The sequence below is a fragment of the Levilactobacillus spicheri DSM 15429 genome (assembly GCF_001435095.1).
Classification (GTDB): Bacteria; Bacillota; Bacilli; order Lactobacillales; family Lactobacillaceae; genus Levilactobacillus; species Levilactobacillus spicheri.
The window spans coordinates 69,601-82,793 of record NZ_AZFC01000002.1; the positions used below are offsets into that span (position 1 = coordinate 69,601).

Sequence of the window (13,193 nt, forward strand, 5' to 3'; positions counted from 1 at the left end):
TTACTCCTTCTTCTTGCGCTGTTCGTCCATAAACTTCTCGATGTCGCGTAACCGTTGCTGGCCCTTCTGATAGTAGTCGGGATCCAGGCGCTGCGCCTTGGCAAAGTAGTCCGCGTAGGGCTCCCCTTGCACCATCGCCACCAACCCGCGGTCGAAATTGGCCGCACCGTTCTGGTCATTTAAGGCTAAAAGCTGGTCGTAGTACTGGGCCGCCTGGGTCATTTCGCCCAACGCCAACAGGTTCTCCGCGACCACCTGCAGGGTTGCCGGGTCCTGCGGCTGGGTCGCTAAAGCCGTCAACGCGAAGGCCAGGGCCCGTTTATGATCGCCGTTAGCCATATGGCTCTGGGCGATCATCAGGTACCCCGCGCCCTTGAGTTGCGCGTTCAACTGATCAAACTGCGCGATGGCCTTGGGGTAGTCCTGGGCCGCGTAGTACACGTTTCCCAGCCCGTAATGCAGCCGCTCCACGGCGTCCGGTTGCGCCGCAAAGAGGCCCAAGGCTTTCATCAGCAGTTCCTCCGCCTGGGCGTACGAGTTCAGGTCGACCAAAGCGGTGGCTAATTCATAGTAGGGTTCAAACTCACCTGGATGCTGGGTAATCTGTTGCACCAGTTGGTGAACCGCCCGTTCCGAACGCTGTTTTGCCGCGTTCCGACCCGATGTTGCGTGTTTTTCTGTCATGTTCTCGACTCCTTAGATGGTGTCTGTGGGACTCGCGGCGGCCGTGAGAAAACTGGTATTGTTCCAGTCGACCAGGGTAAAGTGCTTTCCGTCGGTGGTCTCCAGGACGGTCACGCTGGTGTTGCGGATGCCGCCGCGCTTTCGTAGATCGGCTAACGGTGTCCCCAGCAGCGCATTGATCTCGGCGTTCAAGGCCGCCCCGTGACTGACCACCAAGACGTTGTCGTCGGCCGCCGGATTATCCCGGACAATCTGCCGAATCGCCGGCGTCATCCGGTCGATGACCTGCGTAAAGGTCTCGCCCCCGATGCGGTCCGTGCGATACCGGTCCGGATGGTTGCGGAAGGCGTCCAGTTCCTCGGGGAACCGTTCCTGCACCTCCTGGAAGGTCCGGCCCTCCAGTTCGCCCAGGTGAAATTCTTCTAAGCGGCTCAACAGGGTCAACGGCAGCCGTTGGTGCAGCTCCCGGACCACGTGTTGGGCCGTGACGCGTGCCCGCTTGATGGGGCTCGCATAGGCGTGCCGAAACTTGGTTCCTCGCAGGAATTGGCCCACCTGGACCATTTGTTGGTAGCTCTCCGGTAACAACGGGGAGTCCCCGCCGGCGCCCTGAAAGCGCCCCTCTAAGTTCCATTGCGTTTTACCGTGGCGAATAAAGTATAGTTTCAATGTTCGGCATCGTCCTTTCGCGTTTTTCGTAATCCTTACATATTATGCCAGTTTTGCCGGCTTTTTCAAAGTCCTAACCGTCCGGACAGAACGCCTTCTTCTAAAAACCAACTGGCCGCTGTTGCGCCACCCCCAGCACCGCTCCCGGCCCGGAAACAGCCAAAAAAGAGCCCAGGACGGCTGTCCCGGACTCCTCAGTTCGTTGATTAAACCAGTTGTAACTCGCGTTGCTGGTTGTAAGCCGCGTCGATGATGGCGCTCCCCAGGCACTCGTTGCCGTCGTAGAAGACCACGGCCTGGCCCGGCGTAATCGCCCGGGCGGGGTCGTCGAATTCAACGGTGACCTGCTGGCCGTCGTCACTCAGATGGACGGTCACGCCGGTATCCTTTTGCCGGTATCGGAACTTAGCCGTGCAGTGGAAGTCCTGTCCCCGGTCAATCGTGTTGACCCAGTGAATGTCCGAAGCGGATAGGTGCGTCGCGTACAGGTGTGGGTTATGGTAGCCCTTGCCGACGTACAGGATGTTTTGCTTCAGGTCCTTCCCGATGACGAACCAGGGCTCGTTGTCGACCCCGTCACCACCGATGCCTAAGCCGCGGCGCTGACCGATCGTGTAGTACATCAAGCCGGCATGCTCACCCTTGACTTCGCCGTCAACGGTCATCATCTTGCCCGGCTTAGCTGGTAAGTATTGCTTCAAGAAATCCTTGAATTGCCCCTTCTCACCGATGAAGCAGATGCCCATGGAATCCGGCTTCTTGGCGGTCGCTAAACCGGCCTCGGCAGCCATCTCCCGGACCTGGGTCTTCTTGACCAGATCCCCGATTGGGAACATGACCCGGTCCAGCTGCTCGGCGGAGAGCTGGCTCAAGAAGTAGGTCTGATCCTTGTTCTGGTCCACGGCCCGGAGCAAGTGGTTATGCCCCTCGGCGTCGCGGGTCAGCTGAGCGTAGTGGCCGGTCGCGATGTAATCGGCGCCCAACTCCAAGGCGTAGTCGAGGAACGCCTTGAACTTGATTTCCTTGTTGCAGATCACGTCGGGGTTCGGCGTCCGCCCCTTCTTGTACTCGTCCAAGAAGTACGTGAACACGTGGTCCCAGTACTCCTTTTCAAAGTTCACGGAGTAGTACGGAATACCAATCTTCGCGGCCACCTTGGCCACGTCCTTGTAGTCCTCGGTTGCGGTACAGACACCGTTCTCGTCCGTATCGTCCCAGTTCTTCATGAAAACGCCGACCACGTCGTAGCCCTGCTGCTTTAAGCGCAACGCAACGACGGAGGAGTCGACACCCCCACTCATCCCGACAACCACACGCGTATGGCTGTTGTCTTGCATGGTATCACCATCATTTCTATCAGATTCTGGAGAATCTACGAGTTGAAGGTCGCACAAGTCCAGTATCAACAAGTTTACCCATTTAGGGGCTATTTTGCAAGCCTGGCGTTTCTTTTTACCGCCGGGTCCCAATCCACTGGCCCGTTAGATTCTAGTCGGTCCCCTTTAAGGACCCCAGACAAAAAACAGGAAGACCCCCGCGTTTCCGAGTGGTGTCTTCCTGTTACGTTCGCCTTTGATTCGGATCCCGCCTACTTCTTCTTCAAGATCTCGCGATCCATCAGGTTTTGGAGGATAAAGTGGTACTGTTCCACGTTCCCCTCTGCGTGCGGGCCCTTGAAGATGTTCAACCGCCGATTGCCGGAGGCGTTGGTCGTGGCCATCTTGAAGCCACTCAGATCCTTGGCAATCGTGATCTTTAACATCTGGTTCTTATTGTACGGTGACGTGGGATCCACGGACCGTTCCAACGTGTAATTCCCGGCATTGGAAACCTGGAACCCCACGTCCTTTAAGGCATAGGACTTGATATTCGGATGGAGAACGTAAACGTCGGAATCCCCATCAATCTGCATTTCTTGACCAAATAACACGTTACTTCACCTCACTGGTATGCTTTAACCGCTCAACAATCGCGGCCACGTTCTGAATGAAGGCGTCCAGGTCATCCTGCGTGGTATACGCCCCGAAGGACAACCGAATCGACTCCGCAATCCGGGGACTGTCCGCCCCGAACATCGCGGTCAACACGTGCGAGGGCTCGATGGACCCCGCCGTGCAGGCCGACCCGCCGGAAACGGCGATGCCCGCCAGATCCAGGTTCGTCTGCATCACGTAGGTCGACACGCCCTTGATCCACAGGTTCAAGACGTGGTTCAAGTTCTCGCCGGTCAACGAACCGTTCACGGCAAAGTCCACGCCGTGTTGGGTCAGACCATCCACCACGTACTGCTTAAAGTCGTGGTACTTAGCCTGTCGGGCTTCCTTGACGGCGGGCGTCAACGCCTTGACGGCCGTGGCAAAACCGGCGATGGCCGGGACGTTTTCCGTTCCCGCGCGCCGCTTCTTCTCCTGGTCGCCCCCCTTGACGAAGCTGGGGAAGTTGATGCCCTCCCGCTTGTACAAGAAGCCCATCATCTTCGGGCCGTTGAGCTTGTGGGCCGACGTCGACAGCATGTCGATGTGGTCCCGTTGCACGTCGATGTCCAACAAGCCGTAAGCCTGCACGGCGTCGGTGTGGAACCACGCCTGATGGTCCTTCAAGATCTCGCCGATCTCGTGGATCGGCATCCGACTGCCGACCTCGTTGTTCCCCATCATGATGGAGACCAGGATGGTGTCGTCGCGTAAGGCCGCCTTAAAGTCGTCCAGACTGATGCGCCCCTGCTGGTCCACCGGCAGATAGGTCACGTCAAAGCCCTGGTCTTCCAGGGCCTTCAACGGCTTCAAGATGGCTTCGTGCTCGATGGCCGTCGTGATGATGTGCTTGCCGAGGTCTTGTCGGGCCAACGCCGTTTGGGTGATGGCCGTGTTGTCACTCTCACTGCCCCCACTGGTGAAGATGATCTCTTCATCGTTGGCGGCGTGAATGCTGTCCGCAATGACCTGCCGACTGTTTTCCATCACGGTGTGGGCTTCCCGGCCCAGACCGTATAACGTTGACGCGTTGCCGTAGACGTGGGCCATCTTATCCGTCATCTCCGCCAGAACCGCTGGGGACATGGGCGTCGTGGCCGCATTATCTAAGTAAATCTCCTGCACAACCAAAACCTCCTAAAACCTAAAAAACTTACTGCTGCTGGTCGGCAAACAACGCTAACAGCATCTGGGCTGAGCGCTTGCCGGCCTCAATAATAAACTCGTCGAAGTCGACGCCGGAATTGTTATCCGCCGTATCGGACATGGCCCGGACCACCAGGTAAGGCACCTCGAACTGGTGGGCTACTTGCCCCACGGCCGCGCCTTCCATCTCACCGGACAGGGCGTCCGGGAAGTGGGCCAGGATCGGTTGGGTCGCTTCCGGCCCGTTCAAGAACTGATCACCGGTCACGATCAACCCGCGTTTGGTGGTCAGGCCCGTTTGGCTAGCGGCCTGCTCGAGCTTGTCGCCCCAGGTCTTGGAAGCCACGAAGCGCGTCGGTTGTTGCGGCAACTGGCCGTATTCGTACCCGAAGGCCCGCGCATCGGCATCGTGATAGGCCGTTTCGGTCGAGATGACCACGTCGCCGATCTTTAAGCCACTGGCCAAGGCCCCGGCCGAACCGGAGTTGATGACCACGTCCACGTCAAATTGGGTGATCAATAGTGCCGTGGTCAACCCGGCCTCCACTTTTCCGATACCGGACCGGACTAAGGCCACCTCTTGGTCATGAATCGTGCCCTGATAGAACTCCAGCCCGTGAATACTGGTGGTTTGTTCATTCTGTAAGGCGGCTTTCAGTTCTTTGATTTCTTCTTCCATGGCGCAGATAACTCCGAAGGTCATGTTCACTCGTCACTCCTTTAAAATTCAACAAAACGTAAAATCAGAAAAACGGCCACAATTCCCAGCGCCAACCAGGCAATCGCCCAGTTCAGTCGGCGCTTCAGCCGTTGCGTTTTTAGTTCACTCTGGGTCAGCGGGGTCGCCGGTGACTCGCCCGGTGTATCGTCCGGGTCATCCGACGTCGGGTGGTCCCGCGCATACTTGCGTTCGACGGCGACCCGTTTCCGGTCACGCTCTTCAAACTCGCGCCCGGCTTCCGCCTGCTTGCGCCGATAGTCCGCGCGCGTTTGCGGCTGTTGGTCGTCGTCCGACTGCCAATCGCGTCCACTCATGATTGTCACCTACTTTTGTAAGAGCCAGTAGTAAATGGCCGTAATGGTCTTGGCATCGTTGATCTCGCCACTGGCGATCATCGCCTGGGCTTCGTCCTTGGTCACCGTCAGCAGTTCCAGGTTTTCCCCCTGGTCGCGCGGCAGCTCGGTCGTGACCGGCTGTAAGTCCGTCGCCAAGAACAGGGTCATGTACTCGTCAGAAAAGCCCACACTGGAGTAGAAGCCCGTGATGCGCTTCAATTGCCCCGGTTGGAACCGAATCTCTTCGTTCAACTCCCGCAACGCGGCGTGCTCGATGTTGTCCGCGTCCCGGCTATCCAGCTTACCGGCCGGAATCTCCAGGGTCGCCGCCGCGATTGGCGCGCGCCACTGGCGTTCCAAGATCATGTGGTCGGCATCCGGCAGCGCCAGAATGCCCACGGCGCCGGAGTGCCGCACGATTTCACGCGTTGCGGACTCCCCGTTTGGCAGCCGGACCCGTTGCCGTTCCAACTTCACGATCACGCCATCGTATAACGTTTCCGTCGATTCCACGTGTTCTTCCAAGTCCATGGTTAGGCCTCCTCAGTCGCGTCAGGGGTCACCGGCGTCACCTTGGCCGCTTGGGGCCCCTGTTTACCCGGGACAATCACGAATTGCACAGTCTGCCCCGGTTCTAATTTCCGAAAGCCATCGCCCAGGATGCCCTTGTAATAAACAAAGACGTCCCCGTCGTCTGGCGTCGTGATGAAGCCAAACCCACGTTGTTCACTATAACTTTTTACTTTTCCGGTTAACATTGGATGGTCTCCCCTCTATACATATAAGCAGATTATACGCGTTTTCCAGAATCCCCGCAAACACCGCCACTTAACGCGAAAACGGGCAGCCAACGCCCGTAGCGTCAGCGACCCGTTTGCGTCGTTGGTTAATCTTTGGTTCATTCTGGTAACTGATGCGCTTACTTCTGGTCGTCAAATCCCTCAGTAGCCGTTTCCGGGTAGTTCGCCCGCACAATGGCCGCACACCGGGCACAGAAGTCAGGGTAAGCGGTATCGCTACCCACGTCCTGCTTGATCAACCGGCACCGTTGACACTCGTGGCCCTCGGCCGGCGTCACCTTGATGGCGACGTCGCCAAAGTCCATGGCATCGGCTGGCTTGGTGGCGTAAGCCGCCACGTCCAGACCGGAAACCAGCAGAATCTGTTGCACGTCGACGTTCAATTGGGTAAACAACGCCTGCACGTCCTCGGTCACGTACAGATCAAGGTGCGCTTCGGCGGCCTTCCCGATCAACTTGGCGTTCCGGGCCTCTTCTAAGGCCTTCAGCACGTCGCTACGGACCTTCATGAACCGGTCCCAAGCCGACGTTTCGCCCTGATCAGCCACTTCGTTGGTGTCTGGCAGGTCCAGCACGGTTGGCATCTCCGCCAATTGAACAAAGTCTTCCGGTTCCTTCAAGAAGGTCCAGATTTCTTCGGTCGTGTGTGGCAGGATTGGCGTCAATAGCTTGGTCAACGTCACGGCGATCTGGTAGAAGACCGTTTGCATCGACCGGCGCTTCGGGCTATCGGCCGCCTCGATGTACAAGACGTCCTTGGCGAAGTCCAGGTAGAAGGCGGACAACTCGGTGATCACGAAGTTCATCAATTCCTTGTAGATGTTCAGGAAGTTGTAGTCGTCGTAATCGGCCTTAACGTCCTTGACGAATTCGTTCAACCGGTAAAGCATGTGCCGGTCCACGGCCTGCAGGTCGGCCACGGCCACGGCGTCGGTCTTCGGATCGAAGTCGCTGGTGTTCGCCAACAAGTACCGCATGGTGTTCCGCAGCTTCTTGTAGCTGTCCGAGATCTTGACGAAGGCTTCGGTCGAGACCCGCACGTCGGCGGACGTGTCCACGGACGTGACCCAGAGCCGGACGATGTCGGCCCCCATCTTCTGAATGATCTCACTCGGCGCGATCGTGTTCCCTAAGGACTTGGACATCTTGTGACCGTCCTTGTCCAGGGTGAACCCTTGGGAAACGACCTGCTTGTACGGTGCCCGGCCTTCAGCCGCCACACTGGTGATCAGACTGGAGTTGAACCAGCCCCGGTATTGATCGGAGCCTTCCAGGTACAGGTCGGCTGGGTAGACCAGGTCGTCGCGTTCGGCCAAGACCCCTTGGTGGGAAGTCCCGGAGTCGAACCAGACGTCCATGATGTCGGTTTCCTTGGTGAATTCCCCGTGCGGCGAGTGTTCGTTGGTGTACCCGTCTGGTAACAGGTCCTTCGCGTCCCGGTCGAACCAGACGTTCGAGCCGTACTTGCCAAACAAGTCGGCCACGTGGTTGATCGTGGCGGATTCCAGAATAGCCGTGCCGTCTTCGGCGTAGAAAATCGGCAGTGGCACACCCCAGACCCGTTGCCGGGAGATGACCCAGTCGCCACGGTCCTTGATCATGTTGGCTAAGCGCCGTTGGCCCCAGTCCGGCTTAAAGGAAACGTCCTTTAAGTTAGCGAGGATCTCGTCGCGGACCTTGTCCACGGACGCGAACCATTGCGGCGTTGCCCGGAAGATGACGGGCTTCTTGGTCCGCCAGTCGAATGGGTAGCTATGCGTGTACGGCATGTACTTCAGTAACGCGTTGTTTTCCTTCAGCTTGTCCAGAGCGATTTGGTTGGCGTCTTCATAGAACACGCCCTTGAAATCGGGACCCGCTTCTTCGGTCATGTACCCCTTATCGTCGACGGGAACCAACACGGGCAGGTGGTACAGGGCGCCGACGTTAAAGTCGTCTTCCCCTAAACCAGGTGCCGTGTGGACCAGGCCCGTCCCGGAATCGGTCGTGACGAAGTCGCCTAACATCACCACGAGCTTCCGGTCGGCAATGAATGGGTGTTGGGCCGTGATGTTTTCAAGGTCCTTCCCCAGGACCGTCTTCACGACCTGAACGTCTTCCCAGCCAAACCGGTCGGCATTTTCAGCGACCAGCGTGCTGGCCAGAACAAATTGCCGGTCATCGTTGGCGGGCTTGACCACGGCATACTCGATACCGGCATCGATCGTGACCCCTTCGGAAGCGGGCACGGTCCATGGCGTCGTGGTCCAGACCACGAAGTAGGTGTTGGTGTCCAAGACACCCTTGCCGTCAACCACTTCTTCGGCGAAGAACGCGGATGGGGAGGTCACGTCGTGGTATTCCACTTCGGCTTCGGCCATCGCGGACTCGGAGGACCAAGACCAGTAGACCGGCTTCTTGCCCCGGTAGATCAGGCCCCGTTCGGCCATCTTCCCGAAGACCCGCACTTCAGCGGCTTCGAACTCCGGCTTCAACGTCAGGTAAGGGTTATCCCAATCGGCCGACACGCCTAAGCGCTTGAAGCCGTCCCGTTGTTGGTCGACCTGCTTTAAGGCGTATTCGCGACACAGGTCCCGGAACGCGGAGGTCGACATCTTCTTCCGGTCGTAACCGGCTTTGGCCAATTGTTGTTCAATTGGCAGACCATGCGTATCCCAGCCGGGAACGTACGGTGCCCGGAAACCATTCATCGACTTGTAGCGGACGATGATGTCCTTCGAAATCTTGTTCATGGCGTGGCCCATGTGGATCGGTCCGTTGGCGTACGGTGGCCCATCGTGCAAGATAAAGGTTGGTTTCCCTTCATTTAGTTTCTGGCGGGCTTGGTACAGTTTGTTCTCTGCCCAGGCCTTTTGGCGGTCAACTTCCTTGACCGGCAAGTTGCCGCGCATTTTAAACTTGGTTTTTCCTAAGTTCAGCGTGTCTTTCACTCGCATACCCGTAATTCCTCCTTATTAATCGGTTCCTCGGTTGATGAACCGGTGAGCTCAAGCCGTTACGGCCTCAGCTCACCGGTCGATCGCCCAACGACCCTTTCTCTCGTTAGTGCCCAAAAACAGCAAAAAACGACCTCGTCACAAGGGACGAAGTCGTTCGTGGTACCACCCAATTTTAGAAATTTTCTATGTAGAGAATTTCCCTCAAAACCGTAACGGGGTCACCGCCACGGTCTACTGAGTTCAATCGTGGAGCATGGGAGAATGATGGTCTTCGCGCTGCCGATCCGCTGGGCTTGCACCGTCCCCAACTCGCTATCACCTTTCACGCGAACATCGTGTTTCTCCATACCATTTTTTTATTTTTGGTCGTAATGTGCTTGGTCGTTATCCGGGAAGATAACCACCGTTTCCTGGTTGGCGTCGCCATTGTCCGTCACGGGTGTCTCCGTGACCTGCGCACTGGCGTCGTCTTCCTGCGGTGTCTCTGAGTTTACGCCTTGGTCAGCGGAATTGTCAAGCCGATCACCCACGACCTTCTTGATTTCTTCGTAGCTCGACATCGAGCCTTCCTTCAAGAGCGTATCCCAGTCGTTGGACTTGACGACCTCGAGCTGGCTTTCCAGCATGACCTGCAGCCGTTGCCGGAAGACCCGGGTGCTCTTCTTCAGGTCGTCGGTCTCGACGGCCAATTTTTTCGCGCGTTTCGACGCTTCATCCATGATCTGGTTGCCCTTGTTCGTGGCTTCAGAAACGATGTCGGAACTTTGCTTTTGGGCCTCGCGAATAATGATCTCCGATTCCTTTTGAGAGTTGGCCTTAACCTTGTCGGCCGCTTCCTGGGCCACCAAGATGGATTGGTTCAACGAATCCTTGAGGTCGTTAAAGTACTTCAACTTTCCGTTGGCAGCGTCCAGCTGTTCTTCCAATTCCTTGTTGTGGTTCAACGTGATTTGGTAGTCCTTGATCACTTGATCTAAGAAATCATTGACCTCGTCAACGTTGTAACCCCGCATTTTCGTTCCAAACTCTTTATTATGAATATCTAATGGACTAAGTACCATCGTACGATTCCCTCCGCATCTATTTCTTGAGCACTGATAGGACCACTCGAATCTTTTCCTTTTTGGTCCGGCCGGCGACCTCGTCTAAGCGAATCCGCCCAAAGCCCCGGACCGAGACCAAGTCGGCCACGTCTAATTCGTAATCTGGTTTTTCCGTATCCGCCCAGTTGACCCGAATCTTCCCGGCTTCGATCAATTCCTTGGCGCGGTGGCGCGACAGGTGAAACCCCGACCCCACGATGTTATCCAATCGCAAGGACGACAGGGTCGCCGTCTCCGGCGTCCACTCGTCTAGCGGCCGCACCCGCGTCGCCCAATCGGCCGGCACTAACCGGGCCTTGACCCGGCCAATCCGGTCGACCTGGCCCGTCAAGTAATCCAACATCCCAGTCTCCGTGACCAGTTGCCAGGTCTGACCATCCGTCAAGATGTCCCCAATGATCTCCCGTTCGATGCCCGATCCCAGGAGGGTCCCCAGGATCTGGCTATGATGTAACGTGGCGAACTTCACCGGATAATCGATCCGCACCAGGGACAACTCGAAGTCCGTGTCCGTGGGCTGGTAGTAGTCCGGGTAAAAGAGCGCTCGTTGCATCTCGGCCCCGGGATAGCCCCCGCTAAAACGGACGGGAACGTCCGCTCGCCGGGCTAACGTGGTGGCCACGTAGACCTGACGGGGGTTCAGAAAGTGCGTCAAGACGGGCCGGTATTCATCCTGTGACTGTTGTAACCAATTACCAACTGCCGCGATGAATGGCGCCTCATCCGGCCGAAAATGTTGGGTAATATTCTCATCCACGACCGTTGACTCCCTTCCGTCAGCCTAACAGCAGGCTAATAATCATTCGTTCGACCGCTTGGAGCCCATACTGCACCAGCGTGAGCACGATAATCGCCACCACCGGCCCAAAGCCTAACGGTCCCAGGGCGATGCGGTCGAAGTAGCTGAGAAACGGGTTGACTAGCCGGCCGACAAACTGACCTAGCCGAGACTGATAGGCCCCAGGCAGCCAGCTCATCAACGCGTAAACCACAATCAACAGAATGTAGGCGCTAATCAACCAGTTCAAGACTTGAAAAATAATTCCTAATAGGCTTAACACAGCATCGCTCCTTTATGATGTGAACTGCGTTCCGAGGTTCGCCGCCACGTCACCGCTGACCTCAAAGTTATGGGGTGTGCACAGAAAGATCTGTTCACCGATGCGCTTGATCTCACCACCGACCGCAAAGGCCGTACCATTCAAGAAGTCCACGATTCGTTGGGCCTGCGTCTCATCGACCCGCGCAAAGTTCACGATGACGGCATCTCCGTCCGTGAGCTGCTTGGCAATCGACTTGGCATCCGAATAGATCCGTGGTTCGCAGATGGCAATATGACTTGCATTTGAGGCTGCCGAACGCATAGAAACCACCTTCCGGGTATCAACGGGGCGCTGAGGTTTGACGGCCTTCGGCTGTTGGGGCATCGTTTGCGGTGCCGACTCGTCTTCGTCGTCGTAATCATCGTTGACGCCAAAAAATTTACTTAGACTAAACTTGTCCGCCATGGTTGGCCACTCCTCTCATCACGAACGCTGCTGGATTACTTGCGCCGCCGCTTGAAGAACGGTGGCGTATCTTCGCCCTGGCTATCGTCCGCAGCTGAACTCTGGTTCGAGCTTGGGTTAAAGATGTTAAAGTCAGGCTTGTCCACGCCCGCAAATTCGTCGTTGGACGCGCTGCTCTTGGGTTCTGGACGGTGCGCGGGTTCGCGGATGTCCCAGTTGCCGAACGGATCAGCCTTGGTTTCCGCCTGAGGTTGTTCCGACCGTGGGGCCGCCTGTGACGGTGCCTGGCCGTTATTGGTGTTAGCGCGACGGGCCACCCGACTCCGGGCAGCTTCCTTCTCTTCACGCTTCTTGTCGATCCCGGTCGCAATCACGGTGACCCGGACCTCGTCGCCCAACTCTTCGTCGATGGACGTCCCGAAGATGATGTTCACGTCGCTGGTCGCGGCGTCGGAGACGATCTGAGAAGCCGCTTGAGCTTCGAACAAGGACAAGTCGGGGCCCCCGGTAATGTTCAACAGCACTTGTTCGGCACCGTCGATGGAGACTTCCAGCAATGGCGACGAAATGGCCTTCTTGGTGGCGTCTTCCGTCCGGTTCTCACCGCTAGCGGACCCGATTCCCATCAGGGCGGAGCCTTGGTCCTTCATCACGGTCTTCACGTCGGCGAAGTCCAAGTTCACGTAACCGGGACTCGTGATCAGGTCAGAGATCCCTTGAACCCCTTGCCGTAAGACGTTGTCGGCTTCCTGGAAGGCTTCCATCATCGGCGTCTTCTTGTCGACGATTTCCAACAACCGGTTGTTGGCGATAATGATCAGGGTATCCACGTTTTCCTTCATCGCGGCCACCCCTTCGGCGGCAAAGCGGGCCCGCCGGGGACCTTCGAAGCTAAATGGCCGGGTAACGACCCCCACGGTCAAGGCACCGCCTTCTTTGGCGATCTTAGCCACGATGGGTGCGGCACCGTTCCCGGTACCCCCGCCCATTCCGGCGGTGACGAAGACCATGTCGGCCCCTTCCAGGGCTTCGGTAATGGCTTCTTCGCTTTCTTCGGCGGCCTTGGCCCCGATTTCAGGGTTGGCCCCCGCACCCAGTCCCCGGGTCAGCTTCGGGCCAAGTTGAATCTTGGTTTCTGCCTTGGAGGCTTCGAGGGCTTGAACATCCGTGTTGGCCACGATGAACTCGACGCCCTTAACGTCTTCGGTAATCATTCGGTTGACGGCATTGTTGCCCCCGCCCCCGACGCCAATGACTTTAATGTTGGCGCCGTGATTTTGAGCAGAATCTAATGAGTATTCCATTGTGTATTCCT

The 13,193-nt window shown here is 57.2% G+C and carries 15 protein-coding genes; all 15 read right to left on the bottom strand.

Annotated elements, in window-relative coordinates; translation table 11 throughout:
• Positions 1-684 carry a tetratricopeptide repeat protein gene (locus tag FD37_RS00875; protein WP_056962802.1) on the bottom strand — a complete coding sequence of 228 codons (684 nt, stop codon included), beginning with the start codon at positions 682-684 and terminating at the stop codon, positions 1-3.
• Positions 685-696: 12 nt separating this feature from the next.
• The gene (locus FD37_RS00880; protein ID WP_056962804.1) at positions 697-1,353 is read right to left on the bottom strand and encodes a histidine phosphatase family protein; all 657 of its coding nucleotides are present in this window, start codon (positions 1,351-1,353) and stop codon (positions 697-699) included.
• A gap of 206 nt (positions 1,354-1,559) precedes the next feature.
• A complete protein-coding gene (gene mnmA, locus FD37_RS00885; protein WP_045808004.1) occupies positions 1,560-2,690 on the bottom strand; it encodes a tRNA 2-thiouridine(34) synthase MnmA in 1,131 nt (376 codons plus the stop codon).
• Between the two features lie 251 nt (positions 2,691-2,941).
• Positions 2,942-3,283: a DUF1831 domain-containing protein gene (locus FD37_RS00890; protein WP_045808005.1), complete on the bottom strand. Its 342-nt coding sequence runs from the start codon at positions 3,281-3,283 to the stop codon at positions 2,942-2,944.
• 1 nt (position 3,284) lies between these two features.
• A complete protein-coding gene (locus FD37_RS00895; protein WP_045808006.1) occupies positions 3,285-4,451 on the bottom strand; it encodes a cysteine desulfurase family protein in 1,167 nt (388 codons plus the stop codon).
• Between the two features lie 28 nt (positions 4,452-4,479).
• Positions 4,480-5,175 carry a 5'-methylthioadenosine/adenosylhomocysteine nucleosidase gene (locus FD37_RS00900; protein ID WP_056962805.1) on the bottom strand — a complete coding sequence of 232 codons (696 nt, stop codon included), beginning with the start codon at positions 5,173-5,175 and terminating at the stop codon, positions 4,480-4,482.
• Between the two features lie 17 nt (positions 5,176-5,192).
• A complete protein-coding gene (locus FD37_RS00905) occupies positions 5,193-5,507 on the bottom strand; it encodes a hypothetical protein (protein ID WP_056962807.1) in 315 nt (104 codons plus the stop codon).
• 9 nt (positions 5,508-5,516) lie between these two features.
• On the bottom strand, positions 5,517-6,059 hold the full coding sequence (locus FD37_RS00910; protein WP_056962809.1) for an NUDIX hydrolase: 543 nt from the start codon (positions 6,057-6,059) through the stop codon (positions 5,517-5,519).
• Between the two features lie 2 nt (positions 6,060-6,061).
• Positions 6,062-6,286, bottom strand: coding sequence for a cold-shock protein (locus tag FD37_RS00915; protein WP_045808010.1), 225 nt, complete (start codon positions 6,284-6,286; stop codon positions 6,062-6,064).
• A gap of 161 nt (positions 6,287-6,447) precedes the next feature.
• On the bottom strand, positions 6,448-9,264 hold the full coding sequence (ileS, locus tag FD37_RS00920) for an isoleucine--tRNA ligase (protein WP_056962811.1): 2,817 nt from the start codon (positions 9,262-9,264) through the stop codon (positions 6,448-6,450).
• A gap of 359 nt (positions 9,265-9,623) precedes the next feature.
• Positions 9,624-10,328 carry a DivIVA domain-containing protein gene (locus FD37_RS00925; protein ID WP_045808012.1) on the bottom strand — a complete coding sequence of 235 codons (705 nt, stop codon included), beginning with the start codon at positions 10,326-10,328 and terminating at the stop codon, positions 9,624-9,626.
• A gap of 19 nt (positions 10,329-10,347) precedes the next feature.
• Positions 10,348-11,127 (bottom strand): YlmH family RNA-binding protein, encoded by a 780-nt coding sequence (locus FD37_RS00930; protein ID WP_045808013.1) that lies wholly within the window; start codon positions 11,125-11,127, stop codon positions 10,348-10,350.
• A 19-nt stretch (positions 11,128-11,146) separates the two neighbouring features.
• The gene (locus FD37_RS00935; protein WP_056962813.1) at positions 11,147-11,431 is read right to left on the bottom strand and encodes a YggT family protein; all 285 of its coding nucleotides are present in this window, start codon (positions 11,429-11,431) and stop codon (positions 11,147-11,149) included.
• 12 nt (positions 11,432-11,443) lie between these two features.
• Positions 11,444-11,878: a cell division protein SepF gene (locus tag FD37_RS00940; RefSeq protein ID WP_045808015.1), complete on the bottom strand. Its 435-nt coding sequence runs from the start codon at positions 11,876-11,878 to the stop codon at positions 11,444-11,446.
• A 35-nt stretch (positions 11,879-11,913) separates the two neighbouring features.
• Positions 11,914-13,182, bottom strand: coding sequence for a cell division protein FtsZ (ftsZ, locus tag FD37_RS00945; RefSeq protein ID WP_045808016.1), 1,269 nt, complete (start codon positions 13,180-13,182; stop codon positions 11,914-11,916).
• Between the last annotated feature and the right edge of the window lie 11 nt (positions 13,183-13,193).

Excerpts from the sequence above, each read along its gene's own strand:
- FD37_RS00875 (WP_056962802.1), bottom strand. The coding sequence starts at position 684 with ATGACAGAAAAACACGCAACATCGGGTCGGAACGCGGCAAAACAGCGT.
- mnmA (WP_045808004.1), bottom strand. The coding sequence starts at position 2,690 with ATGCAAGACAACAGCCATACGCGTGTGGTTGTCGGGATGAGTGGGGGT.
- FD37_RS00900 (WP_056962805.1), bottom strand. The coding sequence starts at position 5,175 with ATGACCTTCGGAGTTATCTGCGCCATGGAAGAAGAAATCAAAGAACTG.
- FD37_RS00905 (WP_056962807.1), bottom strand. The coding sequence starts at position 5,507 with ATGAGTGGACGCGATTGGCAGTCGGACGACGACCAACAGCCGCAAACG.
- FD37_RS00910 (WP_056962809.1), bottom strand. The coding sequence starts at position 6,059 with ATGGACTTGGAAGAACACGTGGAATCGACGGAAACGTTATACGATGGC.
- FD37_RS00915 (WP_045808010.1), bottom strand. The coding sequence starts at position 6,286 with ATGTTAACCGGAAAAGTAAAAAGTTATAGTGAACAACGTGGGTTTGGC.
- ileS (WP_056962811.1), bottom strand. The coding sequence starts at position 9,264 with ATGCGAGTGAAAGACACGCTGAACTTAGGAAAAACCAAGTTTAAAATG.
- FD37_RS00925 (WP_045808012.1), bottom strand. The coding sequence starts at position 10,328 with ATGGTACTTAGTCCATTAGATATTCATAATAAAGAGTTTGGAACGAAA.
- FD37_RS00940 (WP_045808015.1), bottom strand. The coding sequence starts at position 11,878 with ATGGCGGACAAGTTTAGTCTAAGTAAATTTTTTGGCGTCAACGATGAT.
- ftsZ (WP_045808016.1), bottom strand. The coding sequence starts at position 13,182 with ATGGAATACTCATTAGATTCTGCTCAAAATCACGGCGCCAACATTAAA.